Genomic DNA, 15,732 nt, shown 5'->3' with positions numbered 1-15,732 from the left:
CCGCCGCCTCGCGCTGAGGGCGCCCCGGAGCCGCCGGAGCGGTTTGCCAGCAGGCGACCCCTCAAGCGGATGAGCGACGCATGACCAGAAATCTCAACGACCCGGACAAAGAGTCCGGCAAGAGAGACATCGGCGAACCTCGTCAATTGTCCAAGAGATTGGGCGCACGGTCATCTTCCCAGCCCACCGCCCCTTTACGGGTTTAGCAGCATCTGCAGGGCGTCTTCGACGAAGCCCTCTCCGTGGACCAGCTCGCCGCCGAAATGGCCCACCAAGCCGACCAGACCGGCCAGGATCAGCAGGCCGAACTTCCAGACGAACGCCAGGCGGCGGCTGCCGGTGGCGCCGGCGAGGATCGACAAGAACGAGACAACCACGCCCAAGCCGGCCACGACCACACCCCCCCAGCGGTGGAGCGTGATGAGTTCATCCCAGTCAATCGACTTCCAGGCTTCGGCGTCGGACAGAATGAACTCCTCGCCCCAGCTGTACTCGGCGATCCACCAGCCGCTGGCCGCTGCGAGGATCGCGCCGAGCGTGCCGATGTGCAAACTGGCGATCGGGATCTGTTGGCCCCACGACGGCGCGAACCAACCGATCACGACGAACATAGCTCCAAAGACATAAAGCGCCACCGGCATGTGAACCGCCGCCGGGTGCAGCACCGCGATGAACGGCGGCAGCCGCTCGGCGAACGATGGGCCGTCGGGCTCGTCTTCGTCTTGCTCATCGTCGTCGGTGTCGGCCTCTTCCTCATTGATGACGGCTTCATCGGTTTCAGTTTCGCCGGTTGCACTATCGTCGGTTGCGACGGATGTTGCTTCGGCCTCCGGTTCCTCAGCGTCGGTGTCTTCGCCTGCGGGCTGCTCCGTGGCAGGCTCCTCGGCGATGGGCTCCTGAGTGGCTGGGTCTTGAGTGGCGGGCTCTTGGGCAGCGGAGTCGTCGGCTAAGGGTTCTTCAACGGCAGGCTCTTCGAACGGCGCCGGCTCCTGGGCCGCGGGAGGGTCTTGCAGGGGCGCCTCATCGGCTGCGGCGTCGAGCGGCGGTGTGGGAGCAGGGCCCGAAGTCTCTTGGGCCCAGGTCGAGGGCGCCGCGACGACGAAAGCCAGCAGCAGCAACAGCGCAAGGGCGGCGCGTGGCGCCGTGGGGGTGGGATCGTTCTTCATCATCTCGCTCGCCTGCCGCTTGAGGGGCTTTGTCCGACGCCGACCGGCGGCGTGTACCAGGCGTATGTTAACGCGCGGGCCGGCGCCGCCGCGACGCCGATCTCGCCACCCATCCGGGGGTGAAACGGGGGCCAGTCCCCGCCTCGACGCGCGTGGTAGAATGGAGGGTCCGCCCGAACCGACCCCCCTTGCTCGCGTCCCCTATGCCAAATTTATCGCTAAAATCGTTCCCTCCGGGCCTATTCGCTTTGGCGATCGCCTTCGCGTTGACCCTCGCCCCGGCGAACAACGCACTGGCCGCCTCGGCATCGAACGAGCAGGCCTCAGGCGAAGCAGCGAGCGCTTCCGACACGAGCGGCGCCGAAGCGAGCGATCGGCCTCCCGTGCTGGGCGACGGGCCGCTCGTGCTGCGGGACTATTGGGTCACCCCGTCGGTGGGCGACTACCGTCGCGGCCCGCTGCACCGCGACCCGATCGAGGCCCAACTCGCCCGCGGCGATTGGCCCGAGCCTGGCGCCAGCGGCGCGGAAGGCCGACCGGGCGAATGGCGACGGATCGAGACAGGACCCGAGGGCGAGATCGCCGGAGCCGACCTCATGGGGGGCTACGCCTTGGCGACGATCGAGTCGCCCGACGATCGGGTCGTGTTGCTCAAAGCGGCTCGCCACGCCGCCGTTTGTGTTGAGGGAGCGTGGCACGTGGGCGATCCGTACGCCCGCGGCGACGTCGACGTGCCGATTCGGCTCGCCGCCGGTCGCAACCGCTTGCTGTTCCACTTGGTGGGGGCGGGTTTCTCCGCGTCGCTCGAACCTGCTGGCAAGAACGCCACGCTCTGCGCCGCGGGCGCCGTTCTGCCCGATCTCGTTCGCGGCGAGACCCTCACCAACGGCATGGCGTCGCTCACGCTTGTGAACGCGAGCGACCAACGGCTCACCGACCTCGAGCTGCTGGCGACCGTGGTCGAGGACGCGAACGAAGCGCAAGGCGAGGCGACTTCCCCGGTGTCGCATCCCGTGCCGTCGCTCGAGTCGCTCGCGCGCACACCGGTGCGGCTACGGCTGCCGACGATCAAACCGGCCGAGGGCATGAGCGAGGTGCGAGTCCGGATCGACTTGGTCCAGGCCCGTGGCGCTCGGCAGGATGCCGACAACGACGACGCCGAGGCGTCCGCACGTGCGGTGCTCGCGACCGAAACGGTCGCTCTGCGCGTGGCGGGCGCCGGAGAGCCGATCGTGCGGACATTCGTCAGCGAACTCGATGACAGCCTGCAGCCTTACACGGTCGTGCCGCCCGCGGCGCCGATCGCCGAGGGCGAGCGGCCCGGTGTGGTCCTGGCGTTGCACGACGCCGGCCAGTCGAGCCACGCATTCGCCAAACTCTGCACGCCGAAGCCGTGGGCCTACACGGTCTGCCCGCAGGGCAGGGGGGACTACGGCTTCGACTGGGAAGATTGGGCCGCCGCCGACGCCCTCGAAGCGCTCGATCACTTCCTCGCCAATCACGAAACCGACGAGCGGCGGGTGAGCGTCGCCGGCCACGGCATGGGGGGGCACGGCGCCTGGCTCTTGGGTGTGACGCACCCCGGCCGGTTTGCGGCGGTGGCGCCATCGGCCGGCTGGGTCAGTTTTCGGACCTATGGCGGCGCGTCGTTGGGTGGCGACCCGTCGACGCCCATGCTCGACGCCCTCACCCGCGGGGTGGCGCCGGGCGAGGTCGATCGGTTGCTCACTAATTTGGAGCGAACGGCGGTGGCGGTGGTCCACGGCGCCGAGGACCGGGTCGTATCACCGGCCGAGAGCCGTTACTTGCGTGGCCGGCTGGGCGAGTTCCACCCGAATTTTCTTTACCACGAGCCGCCCGGCGTGGGTCACGACGCCGCCAGAACATGCGAACTGCCGGCGGCCGTCGACCTGATGCGGCGTGCTCGGCTCGACGCCGACCCCGACCAACTCGACTACACAACGCTCGACCCGGGCGCCGTTGGCGGAAGCGACTGGGCGCGGATCGAGTCGCAGGTCGAGGCCCTCACGCCGTCGCGCGTCGTGCTGCGTCGCGACCCGAAGGGTCGCAGCATCAGCGGCCGGACGACCAACGTCGCGCGGATGTCGCTCGACTTGAGCGGTCTGGAGGGCGACGGCCCGGTCCGCGTGCGGATCGATGGCAAGACGGTTCCGGTTCCCAAAACGCCCGGCTCGGGCCGATTGTGGCTCGCCCAGCAAGACGCCCGCGGCCTGCCGAGCCCCGGCGAGTGGCGGGTCTACCGACCGAATTCGCGGCTGAAGCACTCCGGACGCTCGGGCGGTTTTAAGTCGGTGTTCGACCACCGGCCGCTGCTGGTTTACGGCACCCGCGGCACGGCCGAGGAGAACCGTTGGGCCGAGGCCAAGGCTCGCTACGACGCCCAGCTGTTCGCCTACCGCGGAGCCGGCTCGCTGGAGGTGGCGCCCGACGTGCTTTTCAACCCGTACGGCGATCGCACTCGCAGCGTGGTGCTCTACGGCAACGCCGACACGAACGCCGCCTGGCGGCCGCTGTTGGGCGGCTCGCCGGTGCGGGTCGAGCGCGGCCGAGTCGACGTCGGCCCGCGGCCCGAAATGGGCGACGACCTCGCGGTGCTGATGGTCCGCCCCCGGCCGGGCAGCCGCAACGCGTGCGTTGCGGTCGTCGGCGGCACGGGCGTGGTCGGCATGCGGATGACGAACCGGCTGCGTTACTTCTGGTCAGGTGTCGCCTACCCCGACCTGATGATTTACGGACCCGAGACGCTGGTCGATGGCGTGGGCGACGTGCGGGCGGCCGGCCGTTTTTCGAACGACTGGAGTGTCGGCCCCGACATCGTCTGGCGCGACCTTGCCCTGTAGAATGTCGCAGTAGAACCTCGAAGAGCCCTTCCTGAAACACCTGAAGCCCCAGCTATGAAACGCGTTCTTGATGTCGGCAACTGCGACCCCGACCACCGGGCGATCACCTCGTTCCTCACCAGCAACTTCGATGTGACCGTCGACCGCGCGAGGCTGCCGGCCGACACGTTCGAGAAGCTCGCCGCGGGCGATTACCACCTAGTGGTGATCAATCGCAAGCTCGACGAAGATTACTCTGACGGCCTGGAGATCATCCGCCAGATGAAGGCCGACGAGCGTATGAGCGACGTTCCGGTGATGCTCGTCACGAATCTCGCCGAACACCAAGACGCCGCCGAGGCGGCCGGCGCGCTGCGCGGTTTTGGCAAGCTCGAGTACAACGACCCCTCGGCGGTCGAGCGCGTCGCGGCGGTGCTCGGCTAGCACGCCGTGTTAGCCGCCGGGAACTCTAGCCGCTGGGAAACTGCCGGCAGTACTCGTAGAGCGCCATGCAGGTCGCCGTCGCGGCGTTGTAGCTGTGCGGCAGGCCCCACACGGGGATCTCGACCGCCGCGTGCAGCAGCGGCAGAACGTCGTCGGAGAGCCCCTCGCGCTCGCTGCCGATGACCAGCGCGGTCTTGCGCTCGAAGCGGTACTCGTGCAGGTCGTGCGAATCGCTTGTCTGCTCGAGACCGACCAAGTGGTAGCCCTCCGTGCGGAGCTGCTTGAGGACCGGCGGCAGCGAACGCTTCACCTCGAGCGCGATCGTCTCGGCCGCGTCGCGGGCGATCTTCGGGTCGAGTTTCGCCCGGCCCGTGGCGATGATGCGTGTCACGCCGCAGCAGCCGGCGGCCCGCGCGATCCGCGACAGGTTCACAGCGCTGCGCATCGGCGAGCAGACGAGCAGCAGCTCCCGCGGCCGGTCGAGCGTGCGCGGCGGGCGGTGGCGGATGTGTTCTCGATCGGTCAAATGTTTTCTACAGAGAGCCCAGAGGAGACGGAGGAAGAAGCCGACGGGATCAACCGGATCGGCACGATTGGGAAAGCATCACAGCGGTGTTTGATTGCCGTCCATGCGGTCGATTCTGTCAATCCTGCTGAGCAACTTCTCGGTGTTCTCTGTGCTCTCGGTGGTGAGTCCCCCTCCTAGCGGCCGCCCGATTGCCTTATCCTCGCCGGTAGCTTTCCGCCCCCCACCCTGAATCCTGGCCCCTCCCGCCATGCCCAGCCGCCTGACGATGCTCGGCTTGCTGCTCGTAGCCCTGCTGGGCGGCGTGGCGCGGGTTGTGTCGCTCGGGCGTTTGCCGGCCGCCGATTTCACGTTCACCAACGAGACCGAAATCGAGTCGCTCGACCCCGCCGTGGTCACCGGCCAACCGGAGGGACGGGTCATCTGGTCGCTCTACGAGGGCCTCGTGCGGCAGAGCCCCAAGGACAACACCCCGCAGCCGGGCGTCGCCGAGCGGTGGGACGTGTCGGAGGACGGCCTCACCTACACGTTCCACCTGCGCGAAGACGCCAAGTGGTCCAACGGCGAGCCGATCACGGCCGACGACTTCGTTTACTCGATGCGGCGGTTCCTCGATCCTTTGACCGTGGCCGAGTACGCCTACCAGGCGTGGTACCTGAAGAACGGCCGCCGCTACAGCCAGGCCGCCCGCGGCGTGGAGGTGGGCGACTCCGTTGAGATCGAGCTGCACGAGCTCCCTGCCGGGGCGGCGCCCTTCGCCCGCGGTCGCGTGCTGCGCGGCGAGCTGGTGCGCATGGACATCGACGCGGGGGTCTCCGAAGCCGAAGCGGCCGACCCCGAGCGTTACACCGCGGTGCGGACATTCGTCGTCGACCTGGGCGGCGAGGAGCGGCGGTTCCGCGTCGGCGGCCAAGACGAGCGGGCGGCTGACGCCACGGTTTGCAAGCAATTGCTGCTCGACTTCGGCGAGGTAGGATTCCGCGCTCTGGACGACCGCACGGTCGAGACCGTGCTCGAGTCGCCCACGGCTTACTGGCTCGACCTGCTGGCGTTCTACCCGCTCTCGCCGGTGAACCGGGAGTGTCTCGAAACGCACGGCTCGCCCGACTGGATGGAGCCCGAGAACATCGTCACGAACGGCGCGTACCGGCTCAAGCTCCGCCGGTTGCGCGACCGTATTCGGTTGCAGAAGAACCCGCACTACTGGGACCGCGACAACGTGGCGATCGAAACGATCGACGCGCTGGCCGTCGAGTCGTACTTCACGGCGTTCAACCTGTACGCCACGGGCGAGGTCGATTGGGTCACGAAGGCCGAGCCGCTGATCGCCCGCGAGCTAAAGAACGCCGACCCGCCGCGCGACGACTACAACCCGGCGCCGATGCTGACCACGTATTTCTATATCGTCAACGTCCGCCGGCCGCCGTTGAGCGACGTGCGCGTTCGCAAGGCGCTGGCCATGGCGCTCGATCGCAGCGAGGTGATCGACACGGCCACGGCGGGCGAGACGCCGGCCCGCAGCCTCTGCCCCCCGGGGCTGGTGGGCTACGAGTCGCCGTTGTGCCCGGCGTACGATCCGGAGGAGGCCCGCCGCCTGCTGGCCGATGCCGGTTTTCCTGGCGGTGTGGGCTTCCCCAAGCTCGAGATCCACTACAACACGAACGAGGCCCATCAGACGATCGCCGAACTCGTTAGGAAGCAGTGGCAGAAGACGCTCGGCGTCGAAGTGTCGCTCCGCAACGAGGAGTGGGGCACGTACCTCTCGACCCAACGCCAAGGCCGCTACGACGTGAGCCGCCGCGCCTGGGGCGCCGACTACCCCGATCCGAACACGTTCCTCGACATGTTCGTCACCGGCGGCGAGAACAACAGCACCGGCTGGTCGAGCGAGGAGTACGATCGGCTGATCCGCGAGGCGGCCGTCGAGGTCGACGCCCAGGAGCGGCTCGCCATGCTGCACCGCGCCGAGGAGATCTTGGTCGACGAGCTGCCGCTGATCCCGTTTTATTTTTACGTGTCGCGGAATCTTGTGCGGCCGCACGTGCGGGGGTTCTGGAACAACGCGCAGGACCAGCACCCGCTCAGGGCGTTGTCGCTCGACCGCGCGGCGACGGGGCCGAATGAGTTTATGGCGCCTGATTTAGCAAGCGCAGCGAGCTTTAAGAATCCCCCTCCCCGGCAGGGGGAGGCCAATTCACTGATGCAACGGGGGGAGGGGGTTGAAGCGAGTACTCGCAACGCCCTTGATAACCCAACACAAGATGCTGTTCTTAAAACAGGAACCGAGTAATCGCCCCCACAGGTAGGTTTCTTTGCGATCGAGACCTTTAACCCCTCCCCTAGCCCCTCCCCTTTCAGGGGAGGGGGATAAAAACGGACTGCTTCGCAGCACCTTATTCTATGCTCGCCTTCCTCGCTCGCCGGTTCGTCTGGATGCTCATCACCGTGTGGGTGGTGTTCACCGTGTCGTTCCTGCTGATGCACGCCGTGCCGGGCGGGCCGTATGACCGCGAGCGCAAGCTCGAGCCCGAGATCGAGGCGAACATCAAGCGGCAGTTCGACCTCGACAAGCCGCTCCCCGAGCAATACGTCCTCCGGCTGTGGGACGTGGCGACCTTTGACCTGGGGCACAGCATGCGGCGAGACGTGCGCGTGAGCCGCGTCATCCGCGAGGGGCTGCCGATCTCGGCCGCGCTGGGGCTGCTCGCTTTGGCGTTTGCGTTCTCGGTGGGTCTCGTGGCGGGGATCGTGTCGGCCGTGATGCGCGGCACGGCGGCCGACCACGCGCTGATGTCGGTCGCCACGATCGGCATCGCGCTGCCGAACTTCGTCGTGGCCGGCTTCGCGATCATCTTGTTCGTGTTCACGATCCCGCTGTTGCCGGCGGCCGGCTGGGGGTCGATCCGGCAGCTGATCTTGCCCGCCTTGTGTCTCGGAGCGCCGTACGCGGCGTACGTCGCCCGCATCGCCCGGACCGGCATGCTCGACTCGCTGTCGCAAGACTGCATCCGCACGGCGCGGGCCAAGGGCCTCTCGCCGACCACGGTGACGATGCGGCATGCGATGCCCTCGGCCATGCTGCCTGTGGTGTCCTTTTTGGGCCCGGCCGTGGCGGGGGTGCTGACCGGCTCGCCGGTGGTGGAGCAGATCTTCGCGATCCCCGGCTTGGGCTGGCACTTCGTGCAGTCGGCGATCTTGCGCGACTACACGCTGGCGATGGGCGTCGTGCTGCTCTACACGGTGTTGCTCTACACGATGAACCTCTTGGTCGACATCGCCTACGGCCTGCTCGATCCACGGGTGGAGTGGAAGTGATGGAATGCGGGATGCGGATTCCGGATTGCGTAATCACGAATGAAGTGCTGCGCACTTTCCATTCCGCGATCCGCCATCCGAAATCCGCATTCTTATTCATCGGAGCGGGGGACGCATGACCCAGTACCCCTCGAACCAAACACACGGCGTTTCGCTCACGCAAGACGCCTGGCGCCGGTTGCGGCGGAGCGGGCCGGCGATGGCGTCGCTGTGGACGCTCGTCGCGGTGGCGGTGTTGGCGTTCCTCACGCCGGTGCTGCCGCTGCAGCCCTCCGACGCGATCGACACCAAGCGTCAGTTCGATCCGCCCACCGTCTGGCCGCTCTTCGAGCCGTCGTTCGACTTCGACCCGGCCGACATCGAGACCTCCGCCGAGCGTTTGCCCGCCGCCCGGGAGGACTTGGCCGAAGCCCGCACGGCGCTCGCCACGCTAGAGTCAAACAGCGAGTCAAACAACGAGGCGGACGAGGAAGCGCTCGCCGAAGGGCGTCGCACGGTGCGGCTCGCCAAGGCGACCGTGGCCGGGCTCGTGCAGCGGCCCTACACGAACGCCGGCTTCCCGCGGCTCGACCCGCTCAGCCGGGCGATGGTGCGGATGCGCTACACGGTGCTGGGGAAATGGTCGCTCGCCTCGATCTGCGGCCGCGACAAGCTGGGCCGCGACGTGCTGAGCCGCATCTTCTGGGGCGCCCGGGTGTCGCTGATCGTCGGCGTCGTCGCCACGCTGGTGTCGCTCGTGATCGGCGTCACCTACGGCGCGATCTCCGGCTACGCCGGCGGCTGGGTCGACGACGCGATGATGCGTGCGGTCGACGTGCTCTACAGCGTGCCGTTTATCTTCGTCGTGATCTTCCTGATCACGGTGTTGGGGCAAGACGACATCAAAGACGTGCTCGAGAGCTACGGCGTCGACCGGATCACGATCTTCTACTTTGTGGTGGGCGCCATCTACTGGCTCACGATGGCCCGCGTGGTGCGGGGCCAGGTCCTCTCGCTCAAGAACGAGCCGTTCGTCGAGGCGGCCCGGGCCGTCGGGGCGTCGCACCGGGTGATACTGTTCCGCCACATCGTGCCGAACCTCTTGAGCGTGGTGATCGTGTACCTCACGCTCACGATCCCCCGGGTGATCCTTTTCGAAGCGTTCCTGTCGTTCTTGGGCCTGGGCGTTGAGCCGCCCGACGTGTCGTGGGGCCTGCTGGCGAATGAAGGGATCCAGGTCATCACGCCCGTGAAGGTCTACTGGTGGCTGATCGTGTTCCCCAGCCTGGCGATCGGCGTGACGCTCTTCGCGCTCAACTTCCTGGGCGACGGGCTGCGCGACGCGTTCGATCCGAAGCTGCGAGATCGTTGAAGAACCACAGATGAACACAGATAGACACCGATGAAAGAAGTAGACGCCATCATCGCTGCAAATCGCTATGTGCTAAAGACGACAAGTCGTAGCGTTGAGCCGCTCTCTGTACGGTGGTGCGATGGACTTCAAGGAATTGGGTCATGGAGCATCGTGTATGACTTGGGCGAGGTCATTGGGGGAGAAGGCGCCCGTCCAGTACTCGACGGTCCGTGGGTATTGCACATCAACGACGCAACAGGAGAAGTCACACCATTCGGCTAACTCATAGACGCCACTTTTCATCGGTGTCTATCTGTGTTCATCTGTGGTTCCTACTTCAGCAGCGCCACCAGTCGCGGCAGCATCTGGCGCATCGCCCGTGAGCGGTGGCTCAGGGCGCGCTTGACTTCGGGGCCCAGCTCGCCAAACGTGCGGTGGTACTCGCGCAGTTCGAACAGCGGGTCGTAACCGAAGCCGTTCGCGCCGCGGCGCTCGGTCGTGATGCGGCCGTGGCACTCGCCGCGGGTCTCGGCTCGCACTTCGCCCGTGGGGTCGGCCAGCGCAACGACGGCCACGTAGTGGGCGCCGCGCTTGGCGGGCGGCAGGCCATCGAGCTTGCTGAGCAGCAGCGTGTTGTTGGCCTCGTCTCCCTCGCCCGCATCGGCCATCGCCGCGAAGCGCGCCGAGTAGATCCCAGGCTCGCCCCCGAGGGCGTCGACGCAGATGCCGCTGTCGTCGGCGATCACCCATTGGCCGAGCGCCCGCGCCTGCTCCGTGGCCTTGATGCGGGCGTTCGCCTCGAACGTGTCGCCGTCTTCCACGGGCTCGGGGGCGTCGGGGAAATCGGCGAGCGTCTTGGCCGTGAGGCCATACGGCGCCACGAGCTCCGCGAGCTCGCGCCCCTTCTTGGCGTTGTGCGAACCGATCACCAGAGTCGGAGAGGTCATACCGCTGTTCTTCTCAAAAACCGTAGGGGAGTAGCCGCCGACTTACAGTCGGCGGAAGGCGCCACGAGCGTAATCAACCTCCGCGCAAAGAAAAACCGCCGACTGCAAGTCGGCGGCTACGTGGGATTGGTTGTGCGAGTCGTTTCGACCTACCGACGCCAGGCGAAGGCGCCGCTCACGCTCTCGCGTGGGGCCTCGATCACCAGCGGGTGGATGTCGAACGGGATCGGGCGGCCGCCGCGACGGGCGCCGTCGTCGACCATCGCGAACTTCGGGTTCAGCCCCGCGGCCACTTGGCCCATCTCGCTGGTGAACACCTTGTTGAAGCCTTGCACCACTTCCTCGGCCCGGGCCCGGTCGGCCATCGAGCGGCGGCGCTTCTCGAGCGGGGCGCTCGGCGTGTCGTACGCGGCGCCGAACGTCTGGACGATCTCGACCGCCTCGTTCCGCAGCTGCTGGAGCGAACGGATCTGGTCGATCGGCGTGCCGGCGGCTTGCTTGTCGACCGTGTCGAACGAGCCGACCGTCACGTAGCTCTGCTGGCGGTCGTGGAACTCGTACGCCTCCCAGCCCTTGTCGCGCATCGCCTCGCACAGCAGGTGGGCGTTCTCGGCCGCCTCGACGAGCGAGTCGTCTTGGTCCTGCTCGCTCATGCCGCCCGAGGCGCCCTGGAGCACGCCGCGTCCGCGGAACGTGGCGACCTTGATCGTGTACTTGCCGTCCGCCTTCAGCAGGCTGTGCTTCATGCCCTTGTTCATCTTCGCGACGAACTTGTCGACCCCCTTGGGGACGAAGTACTCCTTGGGGAGGAGCGGGTTGCGGGTCATGAACGCGGTGCGCATCGGGCCCACGCCCTTGCGCTTGAGCACCATTTCCTGCATGCGGCGGATGTGGGCGTAGTTCTGGCTCGTCTCGCCGTCGGCGCCCATCTTCAGGGCCTCGGGCTGGAGCTTCTTGATCTGGTTGAGATGCTTCTGGGCGATCGGGTCTTCGACGTCTGGGTAGTCGCCCACCAGCACGGCCCACTCGTGTTGCTTCTCGCCGCGGCGGTAGCGCATCTTGATCGGGGCGCCGTACTCGTCGATGCCGCGGCCGACCTGCTCCTCCTCGGAGTAGTCGAACGTCATGTCGTGGACGTACGCCTCAAGGCGGAAGCTCTCGCGCATCTCGCGGCAGAGCTCGATCGCTTGCTGTTCGGCGCCCTCGCCGCTGAACGTGGTGGCCATGATCAGCCAGGGGCCGTCTTCCTGCGAGAGCGAGAAGTCGGCGTCGGGCGCCGCGGCGGCGGGCTCGTCGGCGCCGCCGGGGATCAGCCGCTTCCAGAACTGGGCCTCTGCCGGTCGGGCGGCGGCCAGTGTGAGGAGGGTGGCGAGTGTGAGTGTGAGTGTTCGCATCCGAGGGGCTCCGGGTCGAGGCCGTTGGGGAGCAGAAATGTCCTGCCTGCCGAGGCGTCGGCGGGGGCGGCGCTTCGGGGCGGGGACCGTACCAAACGCCCCGCGGCGGCTCCATAGCGAATCGATCGGGCAAAACAAGGCGTTTCGGGCCCGAAAACGGTCGCCCCGGAGCCGGGGCACGAGGTAAGATTGCCAATCGGCCCCCGTCCTCGCAATCGCCGCAGGGTCGCGGCCCTTCGCATCCATCCCACGCTAGCGTCCTTCTCCTATGATCACCCGCCCCGGTTCGTACTGCTCATTACCCCTGCTCCTCATCACGCTGTCGTGCGTAGGGAGCGCTCTGACCGAAACGGCGACCGCGGCCGAGAAGCCGCGGCCCACGAAGGTCCGCTACGCGGAGTTCATTCTCGACGAGGCGTTGCCCGAGTCGCCCGGCGGCGGCGGGCTGTTCGGCGAGCTGAGCATCGACCTCCGGAAGCTCATCACTCGCTTCGACCAGGCCGCCGAAGACAAGAAGATCGCCGGCATGCTGCTGCGGCTCGAGAGCCCGCCGCTCGGCCGCGGCCAAGTGGCCGAACTCCGCGCGGCGATCAAGCGGTTCCGCGCCAGCGGCAAGCAAGTGGTCGCCCAGCTCGACATGGCGACCGGGCCCGCCTACCAGCTGGCCTGCGCGTGCGACGAGATCGTCATGCCCGAGTCGGGCTACCTGACGCTCACCGGCGTGCGTGCCGAGCCGTTCTTCTACAAGGGGATGCTGTCGAAGCTCGGCGTGAAGGCGGACTTCATCCACATGGGCGAGGCCAAGGGCGCCGCCGAGCCGTACACCCGCCGCGAGTGGAGCGAGCCAGTCAAGGCGAACATGACCGCCCTGGTCAACGACCTCTACGAGCAGATGATCGAGACCATCGCCCTCGAGCGGCCGGTGACCGAGGCCCGCGTCCGTGAGCTGGTCGATATTGGCCTGATAACGGCGACCAAGGCGAAGGAGGCGGGGCTGATCGACCGGGTGGCGTATCCCGAAGAGCTGCGCGCCTCGCTCAAAGAGTCCAACGAAGCCGACCGGTTCGTTTACGTCCGCAACTACGGCAAGGAGGGGGTCGACACCGACTTCTCCGGCCCGACCGGTTTCCTCAAGCTGATGCAGCTGATGGCGGGCGGGGGGGGCGGCAAGGGCCGCTCCAAGGCGAGCAAGATCGCCGTGGTCTACGCCGTCGGCGCGATCCACACCGGCGAGAGCGAAGACTCGGCCCTCGGCGAATCGTCGCTCGGCTCGACCACGCTGATCGAGGCCCTCGCCGAAGCCGATCGCGACAAGGACGTGGCGGCCATCGTGCTGCGGATCGACAGCCCCGGTGGCTCGGCCTTGGCGAGCGACCTGATGTGGAGCCGCATCCAACAGATCGAGAAGCCGGTTGTCGCCAGCATGGGCGACACGGCCGCCAGCGGCGGCTATTACCTGGCGATGGGCTGCGACAAGATCTTCGCCGAGCCCGGCACAATCACCGGATCGATCGGCGTGGTCGGCGGCAAGATGGCGATCGCCGGCTTGCTCGACAAGGTGGGGGTGACGACCGACTCGGTCAGCCGCGGCCGCAACAGCGGGCTGTTCAGCCTGATCGAGCGGTTCAGCGACTCCGAACGCGAGGCGATCACCGCGATGATGGAGGAAACCTACGAGCAGTTCACCAGCAAGGCGGCCGAGGGCCGTGGCCTGGAGCACGCGCGGGTCAAGGAGCTGGCGGGCGGCAAGGTCTACACCGGCCGCCAGGCGAAGCAGCTACGCTTGGTCGACGAGATCGGCGCCCTCGCCGACGCCGTCGCCGAAGCCAAGCAGCTGGCCGGCCTCGACGCAGACGCCAAGGTCGAGATCAAAACGCTGCCCGAGCCGGTCGACCTGTTCGAGTCGCTCTTTGGCTCGGGTGACCCGCAGCGCGAGGTGCGGCTGTCGATCGGCCTGCAGACCGTCTCGCCCGAACTCTCCGAGCTCGCCCGCCGGGCGACGCTGCTGCAGAAGCTCCTGCGCCGCGAGCCGGTGCTGATGCTCTCGCCGGTCGCCGTGTCGATAGAATAAAATGAACCACAAAGGAACAAAGGAACGACGTGAACTTGTATTCCGCGGGGGGGCTTCTTTGTTCCGTCGTTCCTTCGCGGTTCAACTCAATAAGCGTTCTCTTGGCGTAGCACCACGCCTACCGTGCGGAACAGGATCTTCAGGTCCATCCACAGCGACCAGTCCCTGATGTACTGCTTGTCGTAGCGGACGCGGCCCTCCATCTTCTCGAGGGTCTCGGTCTCGCCGCGGTAGCCCATCACCTGGGCGAGGCCCGTGATGCCGGGCTTTACTTTGTGACGCAGCATGTAGCCGTCGATCAGCGTGCGGTACTGCTCGTTGTGGGCCGTGGCGTGCGGCCGGGGGCCCACCAGGCTCATCGAGCCGCCGATCACGTTAAGCAGCTGCGGCAGCTCGTCGAGGCTCGTTTTCCGCAGCACGGCGCCCAGGGGCGTGATGCGGCTGTCGCCCTGCGTGGCTTGCTTAACCACCGGGCCGTTTTCGCACAAGTCGGTCCGCATGCTGCGGAACTTCCAGACCAGGATCTCCCGGCCATCGAGCCCATAGCGCTTCTGGCGGAAGAAGACCGGCCCGCGGCTGGTGAGCTTGATCGCGGCGGCGATCACCGCCATCGGGCCTGCAAGCAGCACGAGCAGCAGCGCGGCGGCCACCAGATCGGCCGCCCGCTTCGCCAGGCCGTCAGCGCCGCACAGCGGGTTCTCGTGGATGCTCACAGCCGGCAGGCCGCCGACGTCGGTCAGGCGGGCGTGCAGCAGCTCGAACACGAAGAAGTCGGGCACCACGTACACATCGGCCGTCGTGTCGCTGAGTCGGGCCAAGACGCCGCGTAGCCGCTCCTCGGCACGCATCGGGAATGTGAGGTAGACGGTCTCCACTTCGCCCGTGCGGGCGGCGGCCACCAAGTCGTCGATCGTGCCGACCTGATCACCGAGCCCCTCGGGCAGGTCGCTGAGCCGGTCGGCCGTCTCGCCGGCGCCATCCGTCTCGCTGCGGTCGTTGCCGTTGCGGTCGTCGTAGAAGCCGGTGGTCTTCAGGCCGTACTGCGGCGTCTCGGCCAGGTTGCGGGCGAGTTGCACGCCCAGGTCGTTCAGGCCGCAGATCGCCACCCGGCGGGTGTTCACGCCGCGGGCCTGCAGGAACCGCTGCCCCTTCCTCAGAGCGAACCGCAGCAGCAGCATCAGCGCCGGGGCGCCCACGGCCCAGGCGATCTTCGACTCGTAGGCGAAGCGGGCGTTGGCGCCGGTCACCAGACCGAGAGCCAGCGTCAGCCCGGCGGCGTAGCACCAGTTCAGCAGCAAGGCGCCGAGCTCGCCCCGCAGGCGGGCGCCGCGCCAACTGCGGTAGAGCCCCGTCAGTTCGCTGACGCCGAAGTGGGCGAGGATCGCCACAGCCGCCACGCCGATCTGTTCGTTGACGAGCGAGTGGCCCGCTTCGCCCCCCACGGGGGTGTGTCGCACGGCGAGCCACGCCATCAGGGCGATCGCCGCCGCATCGACCGCGCGGTGCAGGCTGCAAAGGGCCGGGTGGTGCTGGCGGATGCTGCGGCGGGTGCTGGGCATGGGCGACGGCCGTAGGGCGAGAGGGGAAGGCTTGTGCGGGGGCTGTGTATTCCCAACGAGCAATCCGCATGCCCACCCTCGGCGAATCGGGCTCGTAGCCGCTCCGGCGGAGTGTTTCTACCCAAAACCGCCGCAAT

Annotated in this window: 11 protein-coding genes; 6 read left to right on the top strand and 5 right to left on the bottom strand. The window is 67.4% G+C overall.

Annotated features, from left to right (window positions below; genetic code table 11):
• Positions 1 to 194 precede the first annotated feature (194 nt).
• On the bottom strand, positions 195 to 1,166 hold the full coding sequence (locus Mal64_RS08790) for a hypothetical protein (protein WP_146399227.1): 972 nt from the start codon (positions 1,164 to 1,166) through the stop codon (positions 195 to 197).
• A 248-nt stretch (positions 1,167 to 1,414) separates the two neighbouring features.
• On the opposite strand from Mal64_RS08790, the gene Mal64_RS08785 reads away from it, so the two are divergent.
• Together Mal64_RS08785 and Mal64_RS08780 are read left to right on the top strand one after the other, a co-directional pair.
• Complete coding sequence (locus Mal64_RS08785; protein ID WP_197525593.1) at positions 1,415 to 4,027, top strand: prolyl oligopeptidase family serine peptidase; 2,613 nt, start codon at positions 1,415 to 1,417, stop codon at positions 4,025 to 4,027.
• A gap of 54 nt (positions 4,028 to 4,081) precedes the next feature.
• Positions 4,082 to 4,450: a response regulator gene (locus tag Mal64_RS08780; protein WP_146399223.1), complete on the top strand. Its 369-nt coding sequence runs from the start codon at positions 4,082 to 4,084 to the stop codon at positions 4,448 to 4,450.
• A 25-nt stretch (positions 4,451 to 4,475) separates the two neighbouring features.
• On the opposite strand, the gene Mal64_RS08775 is transcribed toward Mal64_RS08780, so the two are convergent.
• Positions 4,476 to 4,976 (bottom strand): TrmH family RNA methyltransferase, encoded by a 501-nt coding sequence (locus Mal64_RS08775; protein WP_197525592.1) that lies wholly within the window; start codon positions 4,974 to 4,976, stop codon positions 4,476 to 4,478.
• Positions 4,977 to 5,226: 250 nt separating this feature from the next.
• Here Mal64_RS08775 and Mal64_RS08770 point away from each other — a divergent pair, with 250 nt between their 5' ends.
• The 3 genes from Mal64_RS08770 (at position 5,227) to Mal64_RS08760 (ending at position 9,642) form a co-directional block, all read left to right on the top strand.
• Positions 5,227 to 7,266: a peptide ABC transporter substrate-binding protein gene (locus tag Mal64_RS08770; protein WP_146399221.1), complete on the top strand. Its 2,040-nt coding sequence runs from the start codon at positions 5,227 to 5,229 to the stop codon at positions 7,264 to 7,266.
• A 110-nt stretch (positions 7,267 to 7,376) separates the two neighbouring features.
• A complete protein-coding gene (locus Mal64_RS08765; RefSeq protein WP_146399219.1) occupies positions 7,377 to 8,291 on the top strand; it encodes an ABC transporter permease in 915 nt (304 codons plus the stop codon).
• A gap of 115 nt (positions 8,292 to 8,406) precedes the next feature.
• The gene (locus Mal64_RS08760) at positions 8,407 to 9,642 is read left to right on the top strand and encodes an ABC transporter permease (protein ID WP_146399217.1); all 1,236 of its coding nucleotides are present in this window, start codon (positions 8,407 to 8,409) and stop codon (positions 9,640 to 9,642) included.
• Between the two features lie 314 nt (positions 9,643 to 9,956).
• On the opposite strand, the gene rdgB is transcribed toward Mal64_RS08760, so the two are convergent.
• Both rdgB and Mal64_RS08750 read right to left on the bottom strand, forming a co-directional pair.
• Entirely contained in the window at positions 9,957 to 10,571 is a 615-nt protein-coding gene (gene rdgB, locus Mal64_RS08755) for an RdgB/HAM1 family non-canonical purine NTP pyrophosphatase (protein WP_146399215.1), read from the bottom strand.
• Between the two features lie 149 nt (positions 10,572 to 10,720).
• Entirely contained in the window at positions 10,721 to 11,965 is a 1,245-nt protein-coding gene (locus tag Mal64_RS08750; RefSeq protein ID WP_146399213.1) for a hypothetical protein, read from the bottom strand.
• 268 nt (positions 11,966 to 12,233) lie between these two features.
• Between Mal64_RS08750 and sppA the strand changes: the two genes are divergently transcribed.
• Positions 12,234 to 14,036 (top strand): signal peptide peptidase SppA, encoded by a 1,803-nt coding sequence (sppA, locus tag Mal64_RS08745; RefSeq protein WP_146399210.1) that lies wholly within the window; start codon positions 12,234 to 12,236, stop codon positions 14,034 to 14,036.
• An 86-nt stretch (positions 14,037 to 14,122) separates the two neighbouring features.
• On the opposite strand, the gene Mal64_RS08740 is transcribed toward sppA, so the two are convergent.
• Positions 14,123 to 15,595 (bottom strand): undecaprenyl-phosphate glucose phosphotransferase, encoded by a 1,473-nt coding sequence (locus Mal64_RS08740; protein WP_146399208.1) that lies wholly within the window; start codon positions 15,593 to 15,595, stop codon positions 14,123 to 14,125.
• Positions 15,596 to 15,732 lie beyond the last annotated feature (137 nt).

It is taken from the genome of Pseudobythopirellula maris (assembly GCF_007859945.1).
GTDB lineage: Bacteria > Planctomycetota > Planctomycetia > Pirellulales > Lacipirellulaceae > Pseudobythopirellula > Pseudobythopirellula maris.
Note: the sequence above shows the minus strand (reverse complement) of the source record. Positions and strands in the feature narration are given on the sequence as shown.